26 protein-coding genes are annotated in these 25,017 nt (G+C 39.6%); 25 read left to right on the forward strand and 1 reads right to left on the reverse strand.

The annotated features are described in order from the left end of the window. Positions 1-14: 14 nt before the first annotated feature. The 6 genes from dnaK (at position 15) to deoC (ending at position 7,202) form a co-directional block, all read left to right on the forward strand. Positions 15-1,847, forward strand: a complete 1,833-nt coding sequence (gene dnaK, locus Q4550_RS03950; protein WP_194219500.1) for a molecular chaperone DnaK — start codon at positions 15-17, stop codon at positions 1,845-1,847. Between the two features lie 346 nt (positions 1,848-2,193). Beyond that, complete coding sequence (gene dnaJ, locus Q4550_RS03955) at positions 2,194-3,303, forward strand: molecular chaperone DnaJ (protein ID WP_303530546.1); 1,110 nt, start codon at positions 2,194-2,196, stop codon at positions 3,301-3,303. Between the two features lie 98 nt (positions 3,304-3,401). Next, positions 3,402-4,346, forward strand: coding sequence for a 50S ribosomal protein L11 methyltransferase (prmA, locus tag Q4550_RS03960; protein ID WP_194219502.1), 945 nt, complete (start codon positions 3,402-3,404; stop codon positions 4,344-4,346). A gap of 12 nt (positions 4,347-4,358) precedes the next feature. Further along, the gene (locus tag Q4550_RS03965) at positions 4,359-5,111 is read left to right on the forward strand and encodes a 16S rRNA (uracil(1498)-N(3))-methyltransferase (RefSeq protein ID WP_303530547.1); all 753 of its coding nucleotides are present in this window, start codon (positions 4,359-4,361) and stop codon (positions 5,109-5,111) included. 4 nt (positions 5,112-5,115) lie between these two features. Next, on the forward strand, positions 5,116-6,471 hold the full coding sequence (gene mtaB / locus Q4550_RS03970; RefSeq protein ID WP_303530548.1) for a tRNA (N(6)-L-threonylcarbamoyladenosine(37)-C(2))-methylthiotransferase MtaB: 1,356 nt from the start codon (positions 5,116-5,118) through the stop codon (positions 6,469-6,471). Between the two features lie 59 nt (positions 6,472-6,530). After that, complete coding sequence (gene deoC / locus Q4550_RS03975; protein ID WP_283153959.1) at positions 6,531-7,202, forward strand: deoxyribose-phosphate aldolase; 672 nt, start codon at positions 6,531-6,533, stop codon at positions 7,200-7,202. A 144-nt stretch (positions 7,203-7,346) separates the two neighbouring features. Here deoC and Q4550_RS03980 read toward each other — a convergent pair whose 3' ends face one another. Next, a complete protein-coding gene (locus Q4550_RS03980; RefSeq protein WP_303530551.1) occupies positions 7,347-8,282 on the reverse strand; it encodes a Na/Pi symporter in 936 nt (311 codons plus the stop codon). A 309-nt stretch (positions 8,283-8,591) separates the two neighbouring features. Between Q4550_RS03980 and rpsU the strand changes: the two genes are divergently transcribed. The 19 genes from rpsU to dnaG all read left to right on the forward strand — a co-directional run bounded on the left by rpsU (position 8,592) and on the right by dnaG (position 24,997). Continuing rightward, positions 8,592-8,768, forward strand: a complete 177-nt coding sequence (gene rpsU, locus Q4550_RS03985) for a 30S ribosomal protein S21 (RefSeq protein WP_048312787.1) — start codon at positions 8,592-8,594, stop codon at positions 8,766-8,768. Positions 8,769-8,785: 17 nt separating this feature from the next. After that, on the forward strand, positions 8,786-9,229 hold the full coding sequence (locus Q4550_RS03990) for a GatB/YqeY domain-containing protein (RefSeq protein WP_194219507.1): 444 nt from the start codon (positions 8,786-8,788) through the stop codon (positions 9,227-9,229). Positions 9,230-9,639: 410 nt separating this feature from the next. Continuing rightward, entirely contained in the window at positions 9,640-10,926 is a 1,287-nt protein-coding gene (locus Q4550_RS03995; protein WP_483298554.1) for an NfeD family protein, read from the forward strand. Between the two features lie 21 nt (positions 10,927-10,947). Then, positions 10,948-11,937, forward strand: a complete 990-nt coding sequence (gene floA / locus Q4550_RS04000) for a flotillin-like protein FloA (protein WP_194219509.1) — start codon at positions 10,948-10,950, stop codon at positions 11,935-11,937. A gap of 35 nt (positions 11,938-11,972) precedes the next feature. Further along, entirely contained in the window at positions 11,973-12,437 is a 465-nt protein-coding gene (locus Q4550_RS04005; protein WP_303530555.1) for a hypothetical protein, read from the forward strand. 153 nt (positions 12,438-12,590) lie between these two features. Beyond that, positions 12,591-12,881, forward strand: a complete 291-nt coding sequence (yqfC, locus tag Q4550_RS04010; RefSeq protein ID WP_194219511.1) for a sporulation protein YqfC — start codon at positions 12,591-12,593, stop codon at positions 12,879-12,881. Between the two features lie 46 nt (positions 12,882-12,927). Further along, positions 12,928-14,115 carry a sporulation protein YqfD gene (gene yqfD, locus Q4550_RS04015; RefSeq protein WP_303530556.1) on the forward strand — a complete coding sequence of 396 codons (1,188 nt, stop codon included), beginning with the start codon at positions 12,928-12,930 and terminating at the stop codon, positions 14,113-14,115. A 6-nt stretch (positions 14,116-14,121) separates the two neighbouring features. After that, positions 14,122-15,084 (forward strand): PhoH family protein, encoded by a 963-nt coding sequence (locus Q4550_RS04020; protein ID WP_194219513.1) that lies wholly within the window; start codon positions 14,122-14,124, stop codon positions 15,082-15,084. Positions 15,085-15,284: 200 nt separating this feature from the next. Then, a complete protein-coding gene (locus Q4550_RS04025; protein WP_303530557.1) occupies positions 15,285-17,414 on the forward strand; it encodes an HD family phosphohydrolase in 2,130 nt (709 codons plus the stop codon). Then, positions 17,411-17,884: an rRNA maturation RNase YbeY gene (gene ybeY / locus Q4550_RS04030; protein ID WP_303530558.1), complete on the forward strand. Its 474-nt coding sequence runs from the start codon at positions 17,411-17,413 to the stop codon at positions 17,882-17,884. Before Q4550_RS04025 ends, ybeY begins: the two co-directional genes overlap by 4 nt. Continuing rightward, positions 17,868-18,257, forward strand: coding sequence for a diacylglycerol kinase family protein (locus Q4550_RS04035; RefSeq protein WP_303530559.1), 390 nt, complete (start codon positions 17,868-17,870; stop codon positions 18,255-18,257). The genes ybeY and Q4550_RS04035 overlap by 17 nt, the downstream gene beginning before the upstream one ends. A gap of 12 nt (positions 18,258-18,269) precedes the next feature. After that, on the forward strand, positions 18,270-18,668 hold the full coding sequence (locus Q4550_RS04040; protein WP_303530560.1) for a cytidine deaminase: 399 nt from the start codon (positions 18,270-18,272) through the stop codon (positions 18,666-18,668). Continuing rightward, the gene (era, locus tag Q4550_RS04045; protein ID WP_194219517.1) at positions 18,661-19,569 is read left to right on the forward strand and encodes a GTPase Era; all 909 of its coding nucleotides are present in this window, start codon (positions 18,661-18,663) and stop codon (positions 19,567-19,569) included. Before Q4550_RS04040 ends, era begins: the two co-directional genes overlap by 8 nt. 100 nt (positions 19,570-19,669) lie before the next feature. Continuing rightward, complete coding sequence (locus Q4550_RS04050) at positions 19,670-19,807, forward strand: YqzL family protein (RefSeq protein WP_194219518.1); 138 nt, start codon at positions 19,670-19,672, stop codon at positions 19,805-19,807. A 39-nt stretch (positions 19,808-19,846) separates the two neighbouring features. Next, positions 19,847-20,596 carry a DNA repair protein RecO gene (gene recO, locus Q4550_RS04055; protein ID WP_303530562.1) on the forward strand — a complete coding sequence of 250 codons (750 nt, stop codon included), beginning with the start codon at positions 19,847-19,849 and terminating at the stop codon, positions 20,594-20,596. 205 nt (positions 20,597-20,801) lie between these two features. Next, complete coding sequence (ccpN, locus tag Q4550_RS04060) at positions 20,802-21,443, forward strand: transcriptional regulator CcpN (RefSeq protein WP_276511807.1); 642 nt, start codon at positions 20,802-20,804, stop codon at positions 21,441-21,443. A gap of 14 nt (positions 21,444-21,457) precedes the next feature. Then, the gene (locus Q4550_RS04065; protein ID WP_194219519.1) at positions 21,458-22,282 is read left to right on the forward strand and encodes a pyruvate, water dikinase regulatory protein; all 825 of its coding nucleotides are present in this window, start codon (positions 21,458-21,460) and stop codon (positions 22,280-22,282) included. A gap of 383 nt (positions 22,283-22,665) precedes the next feature. Beyond that, complete coding sequence (locus Q4550_RS04070) at positions 22,666-23,157, forward strand: YaiI/YqxD family protein (RefSeq protein WP_194219520.1); 492 nt, start codon at positions 22,666-22,668, stop codon at positions 23,155-23,157. A 19-nt stretch (positions 23,158-23,176) separates the two neighbouring features. After that, the gene (dnaG, locus tag Q4550_RS04075) at positions 23,177-24,997 is read left to right on the forward strand and encodes a DNA primase (protein WP_303530564.1); all 1,821 of its coding nucleotides are present in this window, start codon (positions 23,177-23,179) and stop codon (positions 24,995-24,997) included. The last annotated feature ends 20 nt before the right edge of the window (positions 24,998-25,017 follow it).

The raw sequence follows: 25,017 nt of genomic DNA on the forward strand, positions 1-25,017 counted from the left end.
GGAGGTAGAATGTAATGAGTAAAATTATCGGTATTGACTTAGGTACAACAAACTCTTGTATTGCAGTAATGGAAGGCGGAGAAGCTACCGTTATCCCGAACCCGGAAGGTAGCCGTACAACTCCATCTGTCGTTGCATTTAAAGATGAAGAACGTCTAGTAGGTGAAGTTGCGAAGCGTCAAGCAATCACAAACCCAAACACAATTCAATCCATTAAGCGTCATATGGGTACTGATCATAAAGAAGACGTTGAGGGTAAATCATTTTCTCCTCAAGAAATTTCTGCGATCATTCTTCAGAAGCTAAAATCTTACGCTGAAGATTATCTTGGTGAAGGCGTTGAAAAAGCGGTTATTACAGTGCCTGCTTACTTTAACGATGCTGAGCGTCAAGCAACAAAAGACGCTGGTAAAATCGCTGGACTTGAAGTAGAGCGTATTGTAAACGAACCAACTGCTGCAGCGCTTGCTTACGGTCTTGATAAAGAAGATGAAGATCAAACAATCCTAGTATTTGACCTTGGTGGCGGTACTTTTGACGTATCGATCCTTGAACTTGGCGGAGGCGTATTTGAAGTTAAGTCTACTGCTGGTGATAACCGTCTTGGTGGTGACGACTTTGACCAAGTTATTATCGATCATCTAGTAGCTGAATTTAAGAAAGATACTGGTGTTGACCTAGGTCAGGATAAAATGGCACTACAACGTTTGAAAGACGCTGCTGAAAAAGCGAAGAAAGATCTTTCAGGCGTAGCACAAACGCAAATTTCTCTTCCATTTATCACAGCAGATGCTTCAGGACCTAAACACCTTGAGCTTAACCTGACTCGTGCTAAGTTCGAAGAGCTTTCTGCAAATCTTGTAGAACGTACAATGGCACCTACTCGCCAGGCTCTTAAAGATGCTGGAATGTCACCATCTGAACTTGATAAAGTTATTCTTGTTGGTGGTTCTACTCGTATTCCTGCAGTACAAGATGCTATTAAAAAAGAAACTGGACAGGATCCACATAAAGGCGTTAACCCTGATGAAGTTGTTGCTCTTGGTGCTGCAATTCAAGCTGGTGTAATTGCTGGTGATGTGAAGGACGTTGTTCTTCTTGACGTAACTCCACTTTCTCTTGGTATTGAAACAATGGGTGGCGTATTTACGAAGCTTATTGAACGTAATACAACCATTCCAACTAGTAAGTCACAGACATTCTCAACTGCTGCTGATAACCAGCCATCAGTTGACATTCATGTACTGCAAGGTGAGCGTGAAATGGCCCAGTATAACAAGACTCTTGGTCGCTTCCAGTTAACTGACATTCCTCCAGCTCCACGAGGAACTCCGCAAATCGAAGTTTCATTTGATATCGACAAAAACGGTATCGTGAACGTTCGTGCGAAGGATCTTGGTACGAATAAAGAACAGTCTATTACAATCAAATCTTCAAGTGGTCTTTCAGATGACGAAATTGAAAACATGGTGAAAGACGCTGAAGCTAACGCTGAAGAAGATAAGCAGCGTCGTGAAGAAGTTGAAACACGTAACGAAGCTGATCAGCTCGTATTCACTACTGATAAAACTCTAAAAGACCTTGAAGGTCAAGTAGAGGAAGAAGAAGTGACAAAAGCTAATGAAGCAAAAGATAAAGTGAAAGCAGCTCTTGAAAATGATGACATTGAAGCAATTCGCACTGCGAAAGATGAGCTTCAAGAAATCGTTCAAGCCTTATCAATGAAAGTCTATGAGCAGGCTGCACAAGCTCAACAGGCTCAAGCTGGCGAAGAAGGCGGAGCTGAACAAGCTGATGATAACGTCGTTGATGCTGAGTATGAAGAGGTAGACGACGACAAAAAGTAAGAAGATGATACGAAAAAAAGTCAAAGTCAGGCGTATCTTGACTTTGACTTTTTTCGTTTAAAATGAAATGCAATCCATTCAATTCTATATAATACGTATGCTAAGAATGTTGGTTGCAGTTGAACAATAACTAATCACAGGTCACGTTTTCTCTATACTTGAAAAATTCTAAAAATCGGGTGAGAGTGATAGTTGAGGTAATATTCACCAATTAACTTTTGAGGTTATTATCCAACTTTACCCAATTTACTATTAGCGTTCACTGGTGCTTACGATAGAGTATTGCAGAGCGTATAAACTCAATGATATGATAAACGTTATGTGAAGAGAATCGGGAGTGGATACGATGAGTAAACGAGATTATTATGAAGTGCTGGGCGTTAGTAAGGATGCTTCTGATGCCGAGCTGAAAAAAGCTTATCGAAAGCTTGCTAAGCAATATCACCCAGACATCAACCAGGAGCCGGGTGCAGATGAGAAGTTTAAAGAAGTGACGGAAGCTTATGAAGTATTAAGTGACTCTCAGAAAAAAGCTCAGTACGATCAGTTTGGGCACACAGATCCAAATCAAGGATTTGGTGGCGGAGGAGCTGACTTCGGTGGCTTTGGCGACATTTTTGATATGTTCTTTGGTGGCGGAGGTCGCCGTAATCCAAATGCTCCGAGACAGGGTGCTGACCTTCAGTATTCAATGGAACTAACTTTTGAAGAAGCGGCATTTGGTAAAGAGACGGATATCTTTATTCCGAAAGAAGAAGAATGTTCAACATGTGATGGTTCTGGGGCAAAACCAGGAACTTCACCTGAAACTTGTTCACACTGTGGTGGCGCTGGTCAGTTGAATGTGGAGCAAAATACTCCGTTTGGCCGAGTAGTTAATCGTCGCGTATGTCATCACTGTGAAGGTACAGGCAAACTTATTAAAGATAAGTGTAAGACGTGTCGCGGTAAAGGGAAAGTTGAAGTGAAAAAGAAAATTCACGTTAAACTCCCTGCAGGAATCGATGAAGGTCAACAAATCCGCATAACTGGAAAAGGGGAAGCTGGCGTTAACGGTGGACCTCCAGGAGACTTATTTGTAGTTGTTTATGTGAGATCACATGACTTTTACGAACGTAGTGGCGATGATGTGTTATGTCAGATGCCGATCACCTTCTCACAAGCAGGTCTTGGAGATGAAATTGAAGTGCCGACCCTTCATGGTAAAGTGAAGCTTAAAGTGCCAGCTGGTACACAAAGTGGAACTAATTTCCGTTTGAAAGGGAAAGGTATTCAGAACGTACGTGGTTATGGCCAGGGAGATCAACATGTTAAAATTCAAGTGATTACTCCTAAGCACTTAACTGATCGACAAAAAGAGCTTCTACGGGAGTTTAGTGAAATTTCAGGACAGGTACCTGACGAACAGCATGAGAATTTTTTCTCTAAAGTGAAAAAGGCGTTCAAAGGAGAATAAGTAAGGTGAAAGCTGGTAACAGATTGCAGGCTACTATTTCAAGTGGCCTGCCTGTTTCCTTTCCGAAAAAAAGGATCCAAAAGAGGAGTGGGCAATGAATGAAATGGTCTGAGATAAGCATTCATACGACAAACGAAGCAATTGAAGCAGTATCAAACATTCTACATGAAGCAGGTGCCAGTGGGGTAGTCATTGAAGACCCAATGGATCTTGTGAAAGTATGGGATACTACTTTCGGAGAGGTTTATCAGCTCAATCCAGATGATTATCCTGAAGAAGGCGTTATCTTGAAAGCTTACTTGCCTGTCAATAGTTTTCTTGGTGAAACGGTTGAACAAATTAAAGAAGCGATTAATGGGCTACTTGTCTACGATATTGATTTAGGGCATAACACTGTTCAAATCAGTGAAGTGAATGAGGAAGAATGGGCTACAGCGTGGAAAAAATATTATAAACCTGTCAAAATATCTGAACGAATTACGATTACACCCACATGGGAAGATTACAAGCCTGTCACAACAGATGAAATTATTATTGAGCTTGATCCTGGTATGGCTTTCGGTACAGGAACACATCCGACAACGGTATTGTGTGTTCAAGCGCTTGAAAAGATTATTGAGCCGGGTCAGCGTGTGATTGACGTTGGTACGGGGTCAGGTGTTTTAAGTATCGCGGCTGCTAGTCTTGGCGCTGAATCAGTTGATGCTCTTGACCTTGATGAAATAGCTGTTAAAAGTGCTGCGTTAAATACTAAATTAAATAAAGTTCATCACAAAATTAATGTCAGTCAAAATAATCTTCTTGAGGGTATTGATGAAACTTACGATGTCATTGTCGCTAATTTACTTTCAGAAATTATTATTCGCTTTACAGACGATGTGGCTCGCGTCCTTAAACCAGGTGGTGCATTTATCACCTCGGGTATTATCTCTGCGAAAAAGCAGGAAGTAAAACAGTCGATTATTGAACAGGGTCTTATCATCGAAGAAACGCTCCAAATGGAAGATTGGGTTGCGTTTATTGCCAGAAAACCCCACGAGTAAGGAGGTAGAACGATGCAACGATATTTTATTTCTGCCTCTCAAGTTCAAGACGATTACGTTGCTATTGAAGGGGAAGATGTGAAGCACATTTCGAAAGTGATGAGAATGACAGTGGGCGACAACATCATATGTTGCACTGAAGACGGTAAATCAGCCCTATGCGAATTAGAAGAAATTAATTCGGACTTAATCAAAGCTGTTCCATTAGAATGGTTGGAGGAACAAAAAAAACTCCCTGTTCATGTTACAATTGTTCAAGGACTGCCTAAAGGAGATAAATTAGAAACTGTTATACAAAAGGGCACAGAACTAGGTGCAGATCAGTTTATCCCTTTTAAAGCTGAGCGTTCTATTGTAAAATGGGATGAGCAAAAAAGCGCTAAAAAGTTGCAGAGACTAAAAAAAATTGCGAAAGAAGCGGCTGAACAATCCCATCGAACAACCATTCCATCGATTGAAATGCCTTGTTCCATTTCATCACTTATTAAAGCAAGTGAGTCTTATGATTATAAATTAATTGCTTATGAAGAGGAAGCGAGAGCAGGAGAAACTGCTATGCTTGTTCAGACGCTTCACGAGGCAAATGTGAATGACCGAATAATGGTCGTATTTGGACCAGAGGGCGGACTTTCAGATAATGAAGTAGCGAGTTTAATTCAAGCTGGTTTTGCTTCATGTGGACTTGGTCCAAGGATTTTGCGAACAGAAACGGCTGCCATGTACGTGCTGGCAGCAGTTTCTTATCATTTTGAACTAACGAGGTGATTATATGCCTTCAGTTGCTTTCCATACATTAGGCTGTAAAGTAAACCATTACGAAACTGAAGCGATATGGCAGTTGTTTAAAGATCATGATTATGAACGCGTTGAGTTCGATCATGCATCTGATGTTTATGTTATTAATACGTGCACAGTAACGAATACTGGGGATAAAAAAAGCAGGCAGGTTATTCGTCGTGCGATTCGTAAAAATCCTGATGCCGTCATTTGTGTAACAGGTTGTTATGCTCAAACGTCACCTGCAGAAATTATGGCTATTCCTGGAGTGGATGTTGTTGTAGGAACACAGGATCGCGTTAAAATGCTTGATTATATTGAACAGTATAAGCGCGAACGAGAGCCTGTAAATGGCGTAGGCAATATTATGAAAGCGCGTGTATATGAAGAGCTTGAAGTTCCAGCTTTTACAGACCGCACGCGAGCTTCTCTTAAAATTCAAGAAGGTTGTAACAATTTCTGTACTTTCTGTATTATTCCTTGGGCAAGAGGGCTTCTCAGATCTCGTGAACCGGAAGCGGTCATTTCACAAGCTCAACAGCTTGTTAATGCCGGTTATAAAGAAATCGTTCTAACGGGTATCCATACAGCAGGGTATGGAGAGGATTTGAAAGATTACAACTTTGCTCAGCTTCTTCGTGACCTTGATGCTAAAGTGAAAGGTCTTAAGCGAATTCGGATTTCTTCTATTGAAGCCAGTCAGGTAACTGATGAAGTGATCGAAGTATTGAATCAATCTGAAAAAGTTGTTCCACATCTTCATATACCGCTTCAATCTGGATCCAATACAGTATTACAGCGGATGAGAAGAAAGTATACGATGGAAATGTTTGGTGAGCGCTTAGAGCGTTTGAAAAAAGCACTTCCGGGATTAGCCATTACGTCTGACGTTATTGTCGGCTTTCCTGGTGAAACAGATGAGGAATTTAAAGAGACATATGACTTTATTGCAAAGCATAAATTCTCGGAACTTCACGTTTTCCCATTTTCAAAGAGAACAGGGACGCCTGCAGCTCGGATGGAAGACCAGGTTGATGATGAAGTTAAGAACAAGCGCGTTCATCATTTAATTGAGCTTTCCAATCAACTTGCGAAAGAGTACGCGTCCCATTATGAAGGTGAAGTACTTGAGGTAATTCCAGAAGAGAAGTACAAGGATGACCCGGAATCAAACTTATTCGTTGGTTATTCAGCGAACTATATGAAAGTAATTTTCGAAGCATCTGAAGAAATGATTGGAAAAATTGTTAAAGTGAAAATCACTAAACCAGGATATCCTTATAATGAAGGTCAGTTTGTTCGCGTTATGAACGAGGACGAGCCAACTGCTGCAGTTGCTTCATTTTAAGCTAATGGGCTGAACCCTTAAATTAGCCTAACTAAAACAGAATCGGAAGGATGACTATCATGAATAAAGAACTAGCCAAAATGATTGATCACACAGCACTAAAACCAGATACTAGCAGAGCGCAGATCGAAAAGCTTTGTGAAGAAGCAAGAGAATTTAATTTTGCTTCAGTTTGCGTTAATCCTACTTGGGTTTCCCTCGCTGCGGAAATGTTGCAAGGTGCTGAAGCTAAAGTTTGTACAGTAATTGGTTTCCCTCTAGGAGCCGTTACAACAGAAACAAAAGCCTTCGAAACAAATGATGCGATTCAAAAGGGTGCTACTGAAGTAGATATGGTTATTAACATTGGTGCACTTAAAGACGGAAATAACGACCTTGTAGAGCAAGATATCAAAGCTGTTGTTGAAGCGGCGAAAGGTAAGGCGCTTGTTAAGGTAATTATTGAGACTTGTCTTCTAACTGATGAAGAAAAAACACGCGCGTGTGAGCTTTCGGTAAAAGCTGGGGCTGACTATGTTAAGACATCAACTGGTTTTTCAACTGGTGGAGCTACAGTTGAAGATATTAAATTAATGAGAAATACAGTTGGGCCGAACATTGGTGTGAAAGCTTCTGGAGGAGTTCGCGACCTAGAAGGTTCTCAAGCTATGATTGATGCAGGAGCTACACGTATTGGAGCTAGTGCTGGAGTTAAAATTGTTCAAGGTGAAACAGCGGATACGGATTATTAATATAACGACCCCATGACTTCTATTAACAGAAGTCATGGGGTTTTTTTAGATATTATGAAGGATAGGGATTATGGTTTTCTCAGTAAATAATAAGGTGACAGTCTATTGAACGAAACCCGAGAATTTATGCTGAAGTCGCGAGCTTTATATTAAAATGTTTTTTGAGTGTATTCTTTCAATTGATAGTGCTAACAAACCAGTTACAGGTAAAAATAGTAAAGAAGACAAGACGTTAAAGAGAATAGAAACGTGAGCAAGTTGAACGTCAGGAAAGGTAGTAAGGGTAGAAGCTATCGTCCCAAAAATCCCTATTAACGGATAGAAGATGACTACACCTATAATGTTTATCCAAACGTGAGCATAAGCAGCAAGTTTAGCTTCTTCACTGCTTCCGATACTTGCTATGACTAATGTGATACAAGTGCCGATATTCGCTCCATAAAGGATGGCGATCGCTGAGGAAAGAGTAAGTAAGTCCTGATTAATAAAGCTCATTGTAATTCCCGTTGTTGCTGTACTTGATTGGATGACTGCAGTTAATAATGTCCCAATTCCAATACCATACATAAGGTTTGAATTCGTATTATGGATAACATCTTTAATAAATGATAAAGTCGATAAAGGTATAGCAAGTGCTTCTAGCCCATGCATAGCAACGAAAATACAACCTAAGCCGAACAGAACTGTTCCAATGCTGAAAAGCAGCTGTTTTCTAACTTGAAGCAAGATAAAGCCGCTCAGTAATAGCGGTATGACAAGTTGATCAGGATTAAGAGTCATTAATTCAGCTGTAATGGTAGTCCCAATATTCGTGCCAAGAATAATTCCAATTGACTGTCTAAAGGTAAGCAGCTTAGCCGCAATTAAGCTTATTGTAATGACCATAACAGCAGAGCTGCTTTGTAACAGGGCTGTTATAACAGCGCCGGTAATAAGTCCGCGTAAAGGCGTTGAAGCAGCCCGATAAAGCCATGTTTGTAGCCTGGAACTGGAGATGGTATTTAGTCCAACGCGGAGCACAGCCATTCCAAAAAGAAAAATACTAATGAAGACGATGAAAGATGCAATATATTGACTCAATTTAGGCACTTCCCCTTTCCAATGAAAGTTTATGGACAGGATCCGTGTTACATGCTCGTTTTTTCTCATTGCTATGGAAAAAAGTTTTCATTATAACCACCGCTCATTCAAATAGTTAATTTTCTCTTAGTTGCGGTTTTAAAGCAATCATGAGTGAAAGACGAAAAAATCTTTAGTAAGACTAAAAGAAATAAAATATACGAAAGAAATGTTGATAAACAGGACGGGATGTATTATAATTGCAGGTGACATGTCTTTGTTAGAAAGTCATGTGTTATGATTGTCTATGTTTTGGAGGGAGGGATAGAGATGGCGGAAACTCGCGTGCGTAAGAACGAGTCGATCGATGATGCTCTGCGTCGCTTCAAGAGAACGGTTTCTAAAGAAGGCACTATGGCTGAAGTAAAGAAGCGCAAGCACTATGAAAAGCCAAGTGTAAAGCGTAAAAAGAAATCTGAGGCAGCAAGGAAAAAGCGTAAGTTCTAAGAGAGGGTGTTAGGTCAGTGAGTCTAAATGACCGTTTAACAGCAGATATGAAAGTAGCGATGAAGAACAAAGAGAAGAACAAACTATCTGTTATTCGGATGGTGAAATCTTCAATTCAGAATGAATCCATTAAACTGGGTCATGATTTAACTGAAGAGGAAGAACTTACCGTTCTCACTCGCGAAGTCAAGCAACGTAAAGACTCCCTCCTTGAATTTGAAAAAGCTGGCCGAAGTGATCTTGTGCAGAATCTCGATGAAGAGCTGTCGATTTTATCTGTCTACCTGCCGAAACAACTCTCTGAAGAAGAAGTTGACCAGATTGTTCAGAAAGTTATTTCTGAAACTGGCGCGTCTTCAAAGAAAGATATGGGTATGGTAATGGGTGCGCTAATGCCTCGAGTAAAAGGCAAAGCGGACGGCGGACTTGTTAATCGTCTTGTACAAAAAAACTTATCATAAAGTGATGCTGTCACTTTAGAAGATTATATTATTCTAAAGATGGCTAGTTGAAACAATCAGACCTTAAGGCTTGACTGGGTGTTCACTTCCCTGTTAAAGAGAAGATGAACTTAGTTATGTCTTAAGTGTTGGATAAATATGATCAAGCGCAAACACGCCCTGTATGAACAGGGCGTGTTTTTTTATCAACGCTCGCTCATACAAACGAAACAAATGAGCAGTAATAATAGTAATGACATATTTCAAAGAATTTCGATCCATATGCCATTTCAAACTAGTATTTTCTAAATCCTTTTGTCATACTAAAGATATTCTTCTACATAAAATTGAAACTTCATGATGATCTCATTCGTATACTTAGGAAGTTGGAGGGAGGGATCACTATCGGAAAAAACATAGTCAGGTTTTTAATGTGTATTTGCTTCATGATGATGGTTTTTCTTCCGTTCTTTGGAGAGTTAGTTTTGGGTGAAGGCGAAGGAGATCTCGTTACATTTATACCTGTTGAGCAGGAAGTGGAGCGAGGGTTGGAAGCATTTCTAAAACGGTCGATCCAGGATGCGGAGGACCAGGGAGCAGATCACATTGTGTTAGAAATTAACACGCCTGGAGGGGCAGTGAATGCGGCTGATAATATTGCCAAGATTATGAAAGCATCAGACGTTCCGATTACAGCATATGTTACGAATCGAGCACTTTCAGCTGGCGCTTATATTGCTTTAAATGCGGATCAGATTATTATGGAACCAGGAGCGCTTATGGGATCGGCTGCTATTATTGATCAATCTGGCAATACGGCAGGAAAGAAAGCAGAGTCTTTCTGGCATGCGGCTATGAAGTCGGCCGCAGAACTTAATGATCGAGATCCAAAGTATGCGCTAGCAATGGCTGATCCTGATGTAGATCTTCCGGATTATAATGCACCTAAAGGTGAGCTTTTAACGCTTAACGATCAGGAAGCAGTGAAAGTTGGATATGCCGAAGGGACTGCAGAAGATCGCACAGAACTACTAAGCGTTCTAAATCTTAAGGATGCCGAAGTTAGTATTGCAGAGAGAATTGCACGCTTTGTTACAAATCCTATTATTATTCCCATCTTATTATCTATAGGGAGTTTGGGACTTGTATTGGAACTGTATTCACCTGGATTTGGAGTACCAGGATTTATGGGAGCGGGCGCTCTTCTACTGTTCTTCTTTGGTCATATGATTGCTGGTTTTGCTGGATGGGAATCTCTTCTTCTATTGATTGTCGGAGTTGTGCTGATCATCGTCGAGATATTCATTCCTGGCTTTGGAATATTCGGCGTTCTTGGGGCGGTAGGCGTTGTAGCAAGTGTTGTTCTTGCTTCAGGACAATCGATGCAATACGTTTTAATTGCGGTCCTTATTGCCGTTACGGTTACAATTGGTGGTTCTTATCTGTTCATTCGGCTATTCGGCTATCGTGGCTTCTTCAAAAAAATCGTTCTTTCTGATTCAACGAAGTCAGAATTTGGGTATGTCTCAAATGCTACTCGAGAAGAATTGCTTGGAATGGAAGGTGTAGCGGTGACTCCGCTTAGACCATCGGGCATAGCGGAGTTTGGAGACGAACGTCTGGACGTTGTAACGGAGGGGAGTTTCTTAACAGTTGGGACAGCAGTAAAGGTTGTAAAAACAAATGGATCTAGAGTCATTGTAAGAGAAAATAAATAGTTTAAATCAGGGAGGAAAATTATGGATACTGGAACGTTGGGTTTATTAGTTATAGTAGGGTTAGTTATTATTGGTTTAGCGATTCTTTTCACGTTTGTACCTGTTATGTTGTGGATTTCAGCATTAGCAGCTGGTGTGCGAGTTAGTATTTTTAACCTTGTGGGGATGAGATTACGTCGAGTTATCCCATCGCGCGTTATTAATCCGTTAATTAAAGCTGTAAAAGCGGGACTTGAGTTAAGTACAAATCAATTAGAAAGCCACTATCTTGCTGGTGGTAACGTTGACCGTGTTGTTAACGCGTTAATTGCAGCGCACCGCGCGAATATAGAACTGAGCTTTGAACGAGGCGCGGCGATTGATCTTGCGGGTAGAGATGTATTAGAAGCTGTGCAAATGAGTGTTAACCCGAAAGTGATTGAAACTCCTTTTATCGCAGGTGTTGCGATGGATGGAATTGAAGTAAAAGCAAAAGCAAGAATTACAGTGCGTGCTAACATTGACCGCCTTGTAGGTGGAGCTGGTGAAGATACTGTTATTGCTCGAGTAGGCGAAGGTATTGTTAGTACAATTGGTTCTTCTGGAAATCATAAGAAGGTACTTGAGAACCCAGACATGATTTCTCATACGGTTCTTTCCAAAGGATTAGATGCAGGTACAGCATTTGAGATTCTCTCGATCGATATTGCAGACATTGATATCGGTAAAAACATCGGTGCGGTTCTACAAACGGATCAAGCTGAAGCAGATAAAAATATTGCACAAGCGAAAGCTGAAGAGCGTCGTGCGATGGCTGTTGCCCAAGAGCAAGAAATGCGCGCTCGCGTAGAGGAAATGCGTGCTAAAGTTGTTGAAGCAGAGGCTGAGGTACCGATGGCAATGGCTGAAGCCCTAAGAGCTGGTAATATTGGAGTAATGGACTATATGAATTTAAAGAACATTGAAGCAGATACAGATATGCGTGACATGATCGGGAAACCGAATCAGGAAGAAGATGAGGATGATCGCTAAACTGTTTGCTAAGTCCTGTGGTGGAGGTGATCTTGTTGGATAATCTGATTGAACTGCTACTAAATAATTTTGTTTTTGTGTTGGTCGCTATCGGGGGAATTATTAGTTTCCTTAAGCGAATGGGCAGTGAGGAAGAAAAACAGAAATCGAAACCCGCTGCTAACAATCGCCAGCAGTCACAAAGTCGGAGAGAGCAGGGAAATACCGCCTCAGGCCGTTCAGAGTCTAATGGGATAGGGGAAGAGGAAACTCCTCAATCTGAGACTGTCAGTGCTTATCAAGAAGCTCTAGGACGGATGGCGAAGCGGGAGAATCGATATTTAGAGAACGATATTAAAGTTCAAAAGAATGTGAAGCAAACTTCTTATAAGAATGATAAGCATCTTTCGATAAATAAGAAGAATGTAAGGGATGGTATAATTTGGTCGGAAATCCTTGGGCCGCCGCGCTCAAGAAAACCGCATCCCTCGATGATAAGCATGAAACAGATGAAGAAATAAAATGTTCAAAAGACGCCGGGTGGCGTCTTTTTTTGTTGGAACGCGATCATTCATTTTAAGTTTGCATGAGATGAGAACAGGATTTTAATCAAATGTAAGTGGGATAGTTTTGCGATTCTTTTCATAAAGATGAAGGGAGAGGGGGGAGCATCCATGGCAAAGTGGAAGCATGGTCTAAAAAGCTGGTTAACCCGAAGATTAGAGCTTCCTGCAGATGCAGTCATGGATTTACCACGAATAACCATGGTAGGACAGCTGCATATCTACATAGAGAATCATCAAGGTGTTTTAAAATTCTCTAATGAAGAAGTTCGCCTCCTTCTTAAGAATGGCCAATTGTTGATTAAAGGAAAAGATTTTATGCTTAAGACAATTCTTCCAGAAGAGATACTTCTTGAGGGTAAAATTGAACATGTTTCTTACCTTGATCGACCTAATAACTGATGAGAAGCCTTATGATATCCTCAGGCTGACTATACAGGAGGCTGCTATGAAGGAATACTTACGAGAACTTTTTTCAGGATTTGTTCGAATTAAAGTAGTGGGTTCTTATTCAGAACTTTTTATTAATCGTTGTATTGAGTACAACATACCAATTTGGGATATCGTTCGTCTGGATAAAGATACTATTATTCTTTCGCTCTATACTTCTGATGTAAAGAGAATTAGGCCGCACTTAAAGAGGACAAGGTGTAGAATTCGAATTCATGAAAGAAAAGGTTTTCCATTTGTAATTAAAAGGATCATATATTCTAGAGGCTTTCTCAGTGGAGTAATTGGATGTTTAGTATTGATATTCATTTTATCGAACATGGTTTGGTCTATTACAGTAAACGGTGCTACACCTGAAGTGGAGCATAAACTAAAGCAGGCAGCAGTCGAGCTAGGAGTAAAGAAGGGTAAATTTATCTTTCAATTGCCTTCTAATCAAGAGATTCAGCGCGAGATTACAGAGAGTTTAGAAGAAATTACGTGGGTTGGTGTTAAGCAAAGCGGGACTACCTATCATTTCGAAGTTGTGCAAAAACAGCTTCCTGAAAAAGAACCTGCGCTAAGTCCGAGGCATATCGTTGCGAATAAGAAAGCGATCATTACAAAAATGTATGTTGAGGAAGGTCAGGCGCAGGTAGAGGAAAACACATATGTCAAACCGGGTCAATTGCTTATTTCAGGCTTTATTGGAAAAGAAGATAAGGGTGAACTTGTTCCTGCAAGAGGCGAAGTTTATGGAAAGACGTGGTATGTAACTGATGTTTCCATTCCACTTGAATCTACTTTTCAAACAAATACAGGAGAATCAGAAACGAAATACGCGATTGGATTGTTTGGCTTACGCATCCCAATATGGGGCTTCTCTAAACCAGGTTTTGAACACTACGAAGAGCTCAAAAGAGAGACTGACTTTCATTTTTTGAAGTGGGAAATCCCGATAGCTTTTCAAACGACAAAGGTGCTGGCAACAAAGGAAGTGACAAGAAAATACACAGAAAAAGAAGCACTGAATGCGGCGCGTAGTGTTAGTCGGGAGGACATCCTAAATAAAACCTCCGAAGAAGCTGAAATTAAAGAGGAAAAGATTTTGCACCATGAGGTAGAGAATGGTAAAGTAAACGTAAAGATACACTATGAAGTAATAGAAGAGATCGGGAAAGACATACCGATTATTCAAGGAGATTGATGGCTATTGGCAGAATCTTATGTTGATCTTACATTGCAGTTAGAAAATTCTAATGAAGCTCAAAGCTTATTTGGTCCTGGCGATGAGCATTTAAAGATAATTGAGGAATCACTTGAAGTTTCACTTGTTACTCGTGGAGAAGGCATATCCGTAAAAGGTAATGAAGAAACCATCGCCATGGTAAAGGAAGTTGTTCACACGCTTCATACCCTTATAAAACGCGGAGCAAGTATCTCAGGGAGAGATGTCGTTTATGCTTGTCAACTTGTTCAACAGGGAATGCTAGATCAGCTTCTTGAACTTTACCAAGAAGAAATCACAACGAACGCTAAAGGGAAACCGATTAAAGTTAAGACGCTGGGACAGCGTCATTATGTGTCGGCTATGAAGAAAACCGATCTGGTATTTGGGATTGGTCCAGCTGGAACTGGTAAGACGTATCTTGCCGTTGTAATGGCGGTCACAGCTCTCAAGTATAATCAGGTGAAGAAAATTGTGCTAACTCGCCCAGCGGTTGAAGCTGGAGAGAGTCTTGGGTTTTTACCAGGGGATCTGAAGGAAAAGGTGGACCCATACTTACGCCCATTGTACGATGCGCTTCATGATGTACTTGGTGTAGAACAAACGACGCGATTAATTGAACGTGGTACGATCGAAATTGCTCCACTTGCCTATATGAGAGGTCGGACGCTTGATGATAGCTACGTTATCTTAGATGAAGCACAAAATACAACCTCTCAGCAAATGAAAATGTTCTTAACACGATTAGGATTTGGTTCTAAAATGGTCATCACTGGAGATATAACGCAAATTGACCTTCCGAAAGGTAAAGAATCAGGCCTTGCTGCTGCCGAAAAAATCCTTAAGAGAGTAAAAGACGTTTCATTTATTTACTTACAGCAAACGGATGTGGTCCGGCACCCATTAGTTCAACGAATCATTGACGCATACGAGCATGAAACGAAATAAGCTTTCAAAGGCCCGTGAAAAACGGGTCTTTTTTTAGCCTTTAAGAATTCAACACGATACCTTTATCTTTTATGTTTTATCAAGTTGAACTGCTTCCAATCAGTTTAACTTATTGGGAGATTCCGCTCCATTTATTAGGGAATTCTGATAAAATATGAAGAAGAGTAGTAGAGGCCAGAACTTATGAGGTGAAGAAAGCTATGGTTGTGAAGATTAAACGTCTGTTTCAGGATAATCTCCGTAATATTGAACGAATAAAAATAGTGAAATGGTCTCTTTATGGCCTGGTTGCTCTCATCATGTATTTAACGATGCTTTCAAATGTCATTCCTGAATCATTGGACGTTTCTCTTTATTCAAGAGCAGATCATGATATAGCTTCGCCTATTACGATCGAAAATAAAACAGCTACAGAAGATGAACGATCGAAAGCAGCTCAAATCGACGCGAAATATGTTTACAGAGATGAAGTTTCTCAGTCACAGGTCGATCAATTAAATGATTTGTTTTCAGGTATTGAAAAGGTTAAAAAAAATGATAGTGATGACGCTGAAACGACAGAAGAGAAAATAACAGAGCTTGAATCTTTACTATCTGTGTCGATGTCAGCAGAACTTTCAAACGAAACTCTCGTCCCGCTTCTTGAAGCGGAATTGTCTCAAATTAGCTTAATTAAAGAGCTGACACTATCTGAAGTAATGGAAGTCATGACTGATAGAGTGTCTATTGATAATTTAGAGCAATCTAAAACGGATGTGGAAGATCGGTTATCCCTTACTTCTCTACCTACTGAGCAGAAAAAAGCAATGATAACAGTAGCACAGCAGAGTATTGTGCCTAATTATTTTCTAGATCCAGAACAAACCGAACAAAGTCGTCAAGAAGCAATAGAAGCAGTTCAGCCGGTTATGATTCGTGAAGGCCAAATTATCGTTGAAGAAGGAGCGATGATTAACAGAGAAGTGATGGAGCAATTAAGACTAGCTGGTCTTCTTGATGAGGGGTTTGATGCAGTTCCTTATATCGGCCTTGCATTGCTAGTTGTCCTTCTTACTGGTTATTTGTATTACTTCTTTCAGGATGTAAATTCAAGAGTCCGCTCAGCTAATACAAATTTATTGATTCTCGTTCTCATTTATCTCAGCACACTGCTTGTTCTGAAACTATCGAGCTTGATGCAGGGAATTGAATTGCCGGGTATTGCTTATATTGTTCCTGTAGCGGTAGGGTCTATGCTTATCAAAATGCTCTTTAATGAACAATTAGCCATTGCATCAAGCTTCCTCTTTGGAGTGTGTGCTGGCGTGTTTTTCAACGGAGAAATAACGGGACCAATGAATGCGTCACTTGCTTTCTATGTATTAATGAGTTCATTATCAGGAGTCTTTTTCCTCGGTAAAAGAAATCATCGATCCAACATATTGAAAGCAGGATTACTAGTATCCTTAATAAACATCGTTTCAGTGGCTATATTATTAATGTTAAAGAACGGACAATACAGTGGAATCGAATTAAGCTACCATTTCTTGTTTGCTTTCGTATCAGGTTTTCTTTCATCTATGTTAACACTGGGACTTATGCCTTTCTTTGAAGCAGGTTTTAGGATCATCTCGACTACAAGATTAATCGAATTATCTAATCCAAATCATCCACTTCTGAGAAAAATTCTTGTTGAAACACCGGGAACGTATCACCATAGTGTAATGGTTGCTAACTTATCGGAGGCAGCATGTGAATCGATTGGAGCCAACGGTTTACTAGCAAGGGTGGGAGCATATTACCACGACATTGGTAAAACAAAACGCCCCCACTTCTTCATCGAAAATCAAATGAATATGGAAAATCCCCATGATAAAATTTCTCCATATTTAAGTAAAACAATTATCGTTTCTCATGCCACTGACGGGGCGGAGATGCTTAGGAAGCATCGATTGCCAAAAGAAATTGTGGATATAGCTGAACAACATCACGGAACGACACTGCTGAAGTTCTTTTATTACAAAGCAAGTGAACAATCTGATCAGCAGGTGTCTGAAGCTGAATTCCGCTATCCTGGACCAAGAGCTCAAACGAAGGAAGCCGCTGTAGTTGGGATTGCAGACTGTATCGAAGCGGCAGTGAGGTCGATGAACAAACCAAACCCTGATACCATTGAATCGCTCGTAAGAAAAATTATTACTGAAAGACTTGAAGATGGACAGTTTGACGAATGTGATTTATCTCTCAGAGAGCTCGACATTGTTGCAAAAACAATATTAGAAACGTTAAATGGTATTTTTCATAGTCGAATTGAATATCCAACAGAATTAAAAAAGAAGGTGACTTCATGAATTTAACGATAGACTTTGTTGATGAGACGAACTCAATTAAAAAAGAGCAGCTTGAGATGCTCGAGAATTTATTAAACCATGCTGCAAAGGAAGAAGAGGTTAGACCGGGAAGTGAAGTGTCGGTTATGTTTGTGGATAATGAACGTATTACCGAGATCAATCGCGAATATCGTGGGAAAGATCAACCGACAGATGTCATTTCCTTCGCACTTGATGATGAGGAAGAGGGAGAAGAACCGCTTATTATTGGTGAAGAACTACCGCATTTACTCGGAGAAATTGTTATTTCCGTTCCAAAAATAGAGGATCAGGCTACTGAATATGGACATAGTTTTGAGCGGGAGCTTGGCTTTTTAAGTGTTCATGGTTTTCTTCATTTACTGGGTTATGATCATATGACCGAGGAAGATGAGAAAGAAATGTTCGGAAAACAAAAAGTGCTGTTAGAACAATATGGCCTCTCGAGATAATCGGTCGAGGTTGTTACGGTTTTTACGTAGCTTTCTATATGCTTCACAAGGCTTTCGTTATTTAGTGAAAAATGAACAAAATTTTCTATTTCATCTTATTGCAGGTAGTTTCGTTCTGATAGCGGGGCTAATTCTTGAACTATCTGTGATAAAGATGAGCATATTATTAACTGTAATCGGTATCATGTTAAGCTTAGAAGCGTTAAATACAGGGATTGAGAGATCGATTGACTTAATTACCGAAAAAGAACATCCTATAGCGAAAGCAGCAAAAGATGTTTCAGCCGCTGGCGTCTTTCTTTTTGCGGTCATTTCAGTTATAATCGGTATCCTTCTCTTTTTCGAACCGATTGTTCACTTGTTTCAGTCATAAGGAGGAATAGTAATGGATAAGCAAATGTTGATTGATGAAGCTAAAAAGGCAAGAGAAATGGCTTACGTTCCCTATTCAAAATTCAAAGTAGGTGCAGCTCTTCTTTCTGAAGATGACACAGTATTTGGTGGATGTAACATTGAGAACGCTGCATACAGCATGTGTAACTGTGCGGAGCGTACAGCCCTATTTAAAGCCTACTCAGAAGGTCATAAAGCATATAAAGCGATTGCAGTAGTTGCAGATACTAAAAGGCCAGTCCCACCTTGTGGTGCGTGTAGACAGGTGATATCTGAACTTTGTTCTCCAGATATGCAAGTTATCTTAACAAACTTAGATGGAAAAATACATGAATTAACCGTCAGCGATTTGCTTCCTGGCGCATTTTCACCGGAGGATTTGAATGAGTAAAGAAGTATTTAAGTCAGGATTTGTATCAATTGTTGGTAGACCAAATGTAGGAAAATCAACTTTGTTAAACGAAGTGATTGGCCAAAAAATTGCGATTATGAGTGATAAAGCCCAAACAACGCGCAACAAAGTTCAAGGCGTTTATACAAGAGATGATGCACAAGTTGTCTTTATCGATACGCCAGGGATTCATAAGCCAAAACATAAACTAGGCGACTTTATGATTAAAATGGCTCAAAGTTCATTAAATGAAGTCGATTTAATATTGTTCGTTATTAATGCTGAAGAAGGTTACGGAGCTGGGGATCAGTATATTATTGATCGCTTGCAGAATGTAGAAAGTCCAGTCTTCCTAGTCATTAATAAAATTGATCAAGTTCACCCTGATCAATTGTTCCCTATGATTAATTTTTATAAAGATAAATATTCATTTGCCGAAATCGTTCCGATTTCTGCTTTGCAAGGAAATAATGTGAATACACTTTTAGAGCAGGTAGTTGGCTATCTTGAAGAAGGGCCCCAATATTACCCAAGTGATCATGTGACCGATCACCCTGAACGATTTATTGTGGCAGAGCTTGTAAGGGAGAAAGTTCTTCATTTGACAAGAGAAGAAATTCCTCACTCAGTTACAGTTGTCACAGAACAAATGGTCAAACGTGAAGGTTCTGATGTCATTGATATTCATGTCACCGTGGTCGTAGAACGCTCTTCTCAAAAAGGCATTATCATCGGAAAACAGGGGAAAATGCTAAAAGAAGTAGGAAAGCGAGCAAGGCAAGATATTGAAGCCCTTCTTGGTTCACGTGTATTTATGGAGATTTGGGTGAAGGTAGTAAAGGATTGGCGAAACAAACCATCCTCATTACGTGATTATGGTTACCGGGAAGATGACTATTAAGTGAAATTTTGTTAAATATTCCATCACATAAACCGACATATGTCAGGTCAAGCTAGAGGTAAGAGAAAAACTTTTTACAAAATGAAAGGTGGGATCTAAAGTGTTAGAGTTTACCTGGAAAATATTTTGTGAAACAGGAAACATTGATACTTATCTTCTTTTGAAGGAAATGGAAACACCGAGCGATGAAGAGGGAGAATCTCTTATCGATTTGGAAGAAGTAACTCGCCTCACTTGACCTTATGGAATGTTAACAGGAAACGGTTGGTGAATGTTCTTGTTAAAAAAGGTTGAAGGAATTGTGATTCGAACCGTAGACTATGGTGAAACAAATAAAATACTAACACTTTTTACAAGAGAGACGGGTAAGGTTGGCGTTATGGCAAGAGGCGCAAAAAAACCTAAAAGCCGTCTTTCTGCTGTTTCTCAACTTTTTGTATATGGTCAGTATCTTTACCAGCATACATCCGGTCTTGGGGGACTGAATCAGGGAGAAATCATTGATTCATTTCGTTCCATTCGCAATGATCTTTTTCTTACCTCATATGCTGCTTATGCGGCAGAGCTTGTTGACAAATTAACAGAGGAACGAAAGCCTAACCCCTATTTATTTGAGATGCTCTATCAGGTGCTGCACGCGTTAGATGAAGAAAAAGACCCTGAAGTAGTGGTGTTTATATTCGAATTGAAAATGCTACGTGTTGCTGGAATAACCCCTCAACTGGATCGTTGTGCGAACTGCGGACTTCCTGAAGGGAAATTCCACTTTTCAATTAATGAAGGTGGATTGCTATGTCACCGTTGTCTTTCAGTCGATCCTTATCATCTTCCAATGACAAAACGAACGGCAGAGCTTCTTCACCTGTTTGCCCACATTGATCTCGGAAGATTAGGAAATATTTCACTTAAAGATGAAACAAAAAAAGAGATTAGGCACATTCTTAATTTGTATTTTGACGCTTATTCGGGTCTTTACCTAAAGTCAAAACGATTTTTGGATCAATTAGACAAATTTAAACTTGAGTAAAAAGTCTGCGGAGAGAGAATCCGTAGGCTTTTTATTTTCAATAGAGCTAAATCAACGATGTTCCATCATATAGCTTTGATTTACTTCACAATATCACTTAAAAAGTTTTTATGGCTTGATTTTTTCAAATACAGGCTTGATGCTTTCGTTCAAATGGTATAATCGTATATAATAATGAAAATACAGTATAACATTTTTAGTAAAGGTGGTGATTCTTATCCAACTGAATAATCGACAGGAAACAATCCTTCAGATCGTAAAAAACGAAGGACCTATTACAGGCGAGCATATTGCTGAAAAGCTTAGTTTAACTCGCGCAACGCTTAGACCTGATCTTGCTATCCTTACAATGGCAGGTTATCTTGACGCACGGCCAAGAGTTGGGTATTTTTATACAGGGAAAACAGGCTCACAACTTCTTACTGAGAAAATAAGAAAAATTAAAGTTGACGATTATAAGTCTATACCAGTAGTTGTCCAAGAGAACGCAAGCGTATATGATGCGATTTGCTCGATGTTTCTTGAGGATGTAGGTACGTTGTTTGTTGTAAATGAAATGGCTCATTTAGTCGGTGTTTTATCAAGAAAAGACCTATTAAGAGCTGCGCTCGGTAAGCAAGATCTTGGTAGTATTCCAGTAACAATTATTATGACAAGAATGCCTAACATTACTGTTTGCTCACGAGAAGATCTTTTAATTGAAGTGGCAAATCAGCTAATCGAAAAGCAAATAGATGCCTTGCCGATTGTAAAAGATGTAGAGAACGGCATTGAGGTTATCGGGAGAATTACGAAAACAAATATTACCAGAGCTCTTGTAGATCTGGCTAAGGATGAAATTATTTAGCTTAGGAGGTTTATATGACAAATACAACAAATCGTGCAATTGTGTATGTTATTTCAGACTCGGTTGGTGAAACGGCAGAGCTTGTCGTAAAGGCGGCAGCAAGTCAGTTTGACCCTACCGATTTCGATGTTAGAAGAGTTCCCTACGTAGAGGACACGGCTACAATACATGAAGTGATGACACTTGCAAAAGAAACGAAAGCGATCGTAGCGTTTACCCTAGTGGTGCCTGAATTGAGAAAATTCCTTCTTGATGTCGCGTCAAAAGAAAATATTCAGGCTGTTGATATTATTGGTCCAATGATTGATCATATGCAAGAAGTTATTGGTAAAGCTCCGCGCAATGAGCCTGGACTCGTACATAAGCTTGATGAAGATTATTTTCGTCGAGTAGAAGCAATTGAGTTTGCTGTTAAATATGATGATGGGAGAGACCCACGTGGAATCGCACTGGCAGACATTGTTCTTGTAGGAGTTTCAAGAACATCGAAAACACCTCTATCTCAATACTTGGCTCATAAAAGGTTGAAGGTGGCTAATGTGCCGATTGTTCCTGAGGTCGACCCACCTGAAGAACTATTTACTGTTGGTGAAGGTAAATGCTATGCCCTTAAAATAAGCCCCGAGAAATTAAACAATATACGCAAAGAAAGACTAATTGCTCTTGGATTAAATGCCGAAGCGAGCTATGCAAATATGACGAGAATTAAAGACGAGCTTGAATATTTTGATACGATTATTAATAAGATGAATTGTCAAGTGATCGATGTTTCTAATCGAGCTGTAGAAGAAACAGCTAATTTAATTCTTAGCTTACATAAAGGGAAGCATACTTCTTAAAAAAAGCTTGAATAGAATGATTGATTTCTTCTATATTTTCCGCGAAAGCTATGTTAGCTAATATTGTTGATATCTCGCCTTTCAGCTATGCTGAAAAGTCACCTTGTGATGACCTATTATGAATATAGCTTGAAAAATCAAAGAATCACACCATCATCGGATTGAATTTGGTCACGATGATGGCGTTTTTTTATCGTTTTTACCTGTTCAATTTAATATTTTTAGTATATAATCAAATATTGTCAATAAAATTTGTCTATAATCATATAAGAAGGCTTTTAATAGAATGATTCTTAATCTATAGAGGCTTGAACTAAAATTCTGAAAGTTAAAACATAAATTTCAAAAGAAGGATAACTCAGGGAGATGTAGAATACAGAATTATGACGAAAAAGAAACTGACGCTTTTTGTCGATGCAGATGCATGTCCTGTTCTAATTAAGGAAGAAATGATGTCTTTTCAGCAAGCTTTATCAGAAACCGAAATCGTTTTTGTGGCATCGTATGCTCATATGAGCACGACGTTCCGTGAAGCGAGGTGGGTTATGGTAGACTCTGAAAAGGAAGAAGCTGATCTCTACATCCATCGTCATGCTAAGAAAGGTGATTTAGCTGTAACTCAAGACTATGGACTAGCAAGTATACTCCTTCCAAAGGGTGTTTTTGTCCTTTCTCCAAGAGGAAAAAGATACACTGAAGAGAACATTTCTACGCTTCTACATACGCGTTATTTAGCATCGAAAAGTAGAAGAGCGGGTAAGCATACAAAAGGTCCGCGTAAGTTTACGAGTGAAGATCGAGATGAGTTTCGGAAAGAATTAATTAAAATTTTGTCGAATTATGAAGGAGTTTATTTCTATTTGTCGAAATTATAGAACCTGTTGGTGATAATTAATGAGTGGCAGAATCCCGGAAGAGAAAATTGAAGCGATTCGCAAATCCACAGATATCGTTGATGTGATTAGTGATTATGTCCAACTGAAGAAACAAGGAAGGAATTTCTTCGGTCTTTGCCCTTTTCATGGGGAGAGTACTCCTTCATTTTCAGTAGCTCCCGATAAGCAAATATATCATTGCTTTGGTTGTGGCGCTGGTGGTAATGCATTTTCATTTTTAATGGAAATAGAAGGATACAACTTCATAGAAGCTGTTGAAGCACTTGGGCAGAAATCAGGGATAGAACTACCTGAAGTTCAAGACAATCAAAATAGTAATCCAAAGAAAACATCTGAGAATGAGGTCATCTATAAGGCTCATGATTTTCTAGCTAAGCTTTATAATCATTGCATGGTGAAGACGTCAGAAGGCGAAAAAGCTCGTGATTATCTGAGCAAGCGAGGCTTTACAAATGAAATGATTGAGAAGTTTCAACTTGGCTTTGCCCCTGATTCGTGGGATTATGCAACGGGATATTTGGAGAAAAGAAACTATCCTATAGAAAAAATTGCTAATGCCGGACTTCTTGCAAAAAGGGAATTTGATGGGAAATATTTTGATCGTTTTCGTAATCGTATTATGTTCCCAATATGGGATCCAAAAGGAAGACCGGTCGCATTTGGAGGTAGGATATTAGGAGAAGGTGAACCGAAATACTTGAATAGCCCTGAAACAAAATTGTTTCAGAAAGGAAAGTTTTTGTATGGTTTTCATCTTACCCGTTCTTCTATCCGCTTAAAAGATCAGGCTATCCTTTTAGAAGGTTACGTGGATGTGATTACAGCGTACGGGAATGGGGTACAAAATGTTGTAGCGAGTCTTGGGACAGCATTAACCAAAGATCAGGCTAAACTTCTACGAAGACAGACAGAATCAGTGGTGATTTGTTATGACTCAGATAAGGCGGGGATTAATGCTGCTACAAGAGCAGCGGATGAATTAGTCCAAGCTGGTTGCTATGTAAGAATCGCAAAAATGCCAAACGGACTTGATCCCGATGACTATATCCGAACATACGGTGCAGAACGGTTTGAAAAGGATGTAATAGGGGCAGCGTCAACAGTAATGTCTTTTAAAATGGAAGTTTTTCGATCAGGAAAAAACCTATCGGATGAAGGAGAACGAATCCGCTACATCGAAGAAGTACTTAAAGAAATTAGCGGACTTTCAAACGCTGTCGAAAGAGACCATTATCTTAGACAGCTATCGGAAGAATTCTCACTTTCACTCGATGCGCTAAAGCAGCAAGTTACCCAATTTTATAAAGAGGGCAAGAAAAGTAAGGATAATGCTCCTCCTAAAAGGGATAATAATGCTAGGAAAAATTTCTATGTGAAGAAAAAGCTCCTGCCTGCTTTCCAGAATTCAGAGCGAATCTTACTTGCATATATGATGCGAGATCTGGATGTTGCAGAAAAAGTACAGGAAGAGGTTGGCGGTTCGTTTAATATTGACGAGCATAGTGCGATCGCTGCATATCTGTATAGCTTTTATGCTAACGGCCATGAAGCGGACATTAGTCAATTCATGGAGCAGCTTACTGATCCTAACCTTGTCAAAATTGCTTCTGAACTGGCCATGATGGATTTAAATGAAGACGTGTCGGATAAAGAACTTCACGATTATATTCGGCAGGTGTTAAATTATCCAGAATGGATAAAGATAGAAGAGAGAGAAAAAGAGAAAAAAGAAGCGGAAATGAAGCAAGACTTTGTCCAGGCAGCTAAGATCGCTATGGAAATTCTTGAAATGAAGAAGAATTTAAAAAAATCATTTTAAGAAATTTACTATTTTTATTG

This window comes from Anaerobacillus sp. 1_MG-2023 (assembly GCF_030547345.1).
GTDB classification, from domain to species: Bacteria; Bacillota; Bacilli; order Bacillales; family Guptibacillaceae; genus Guptibacillus; species Guptibacillus hwajinpoensis_B.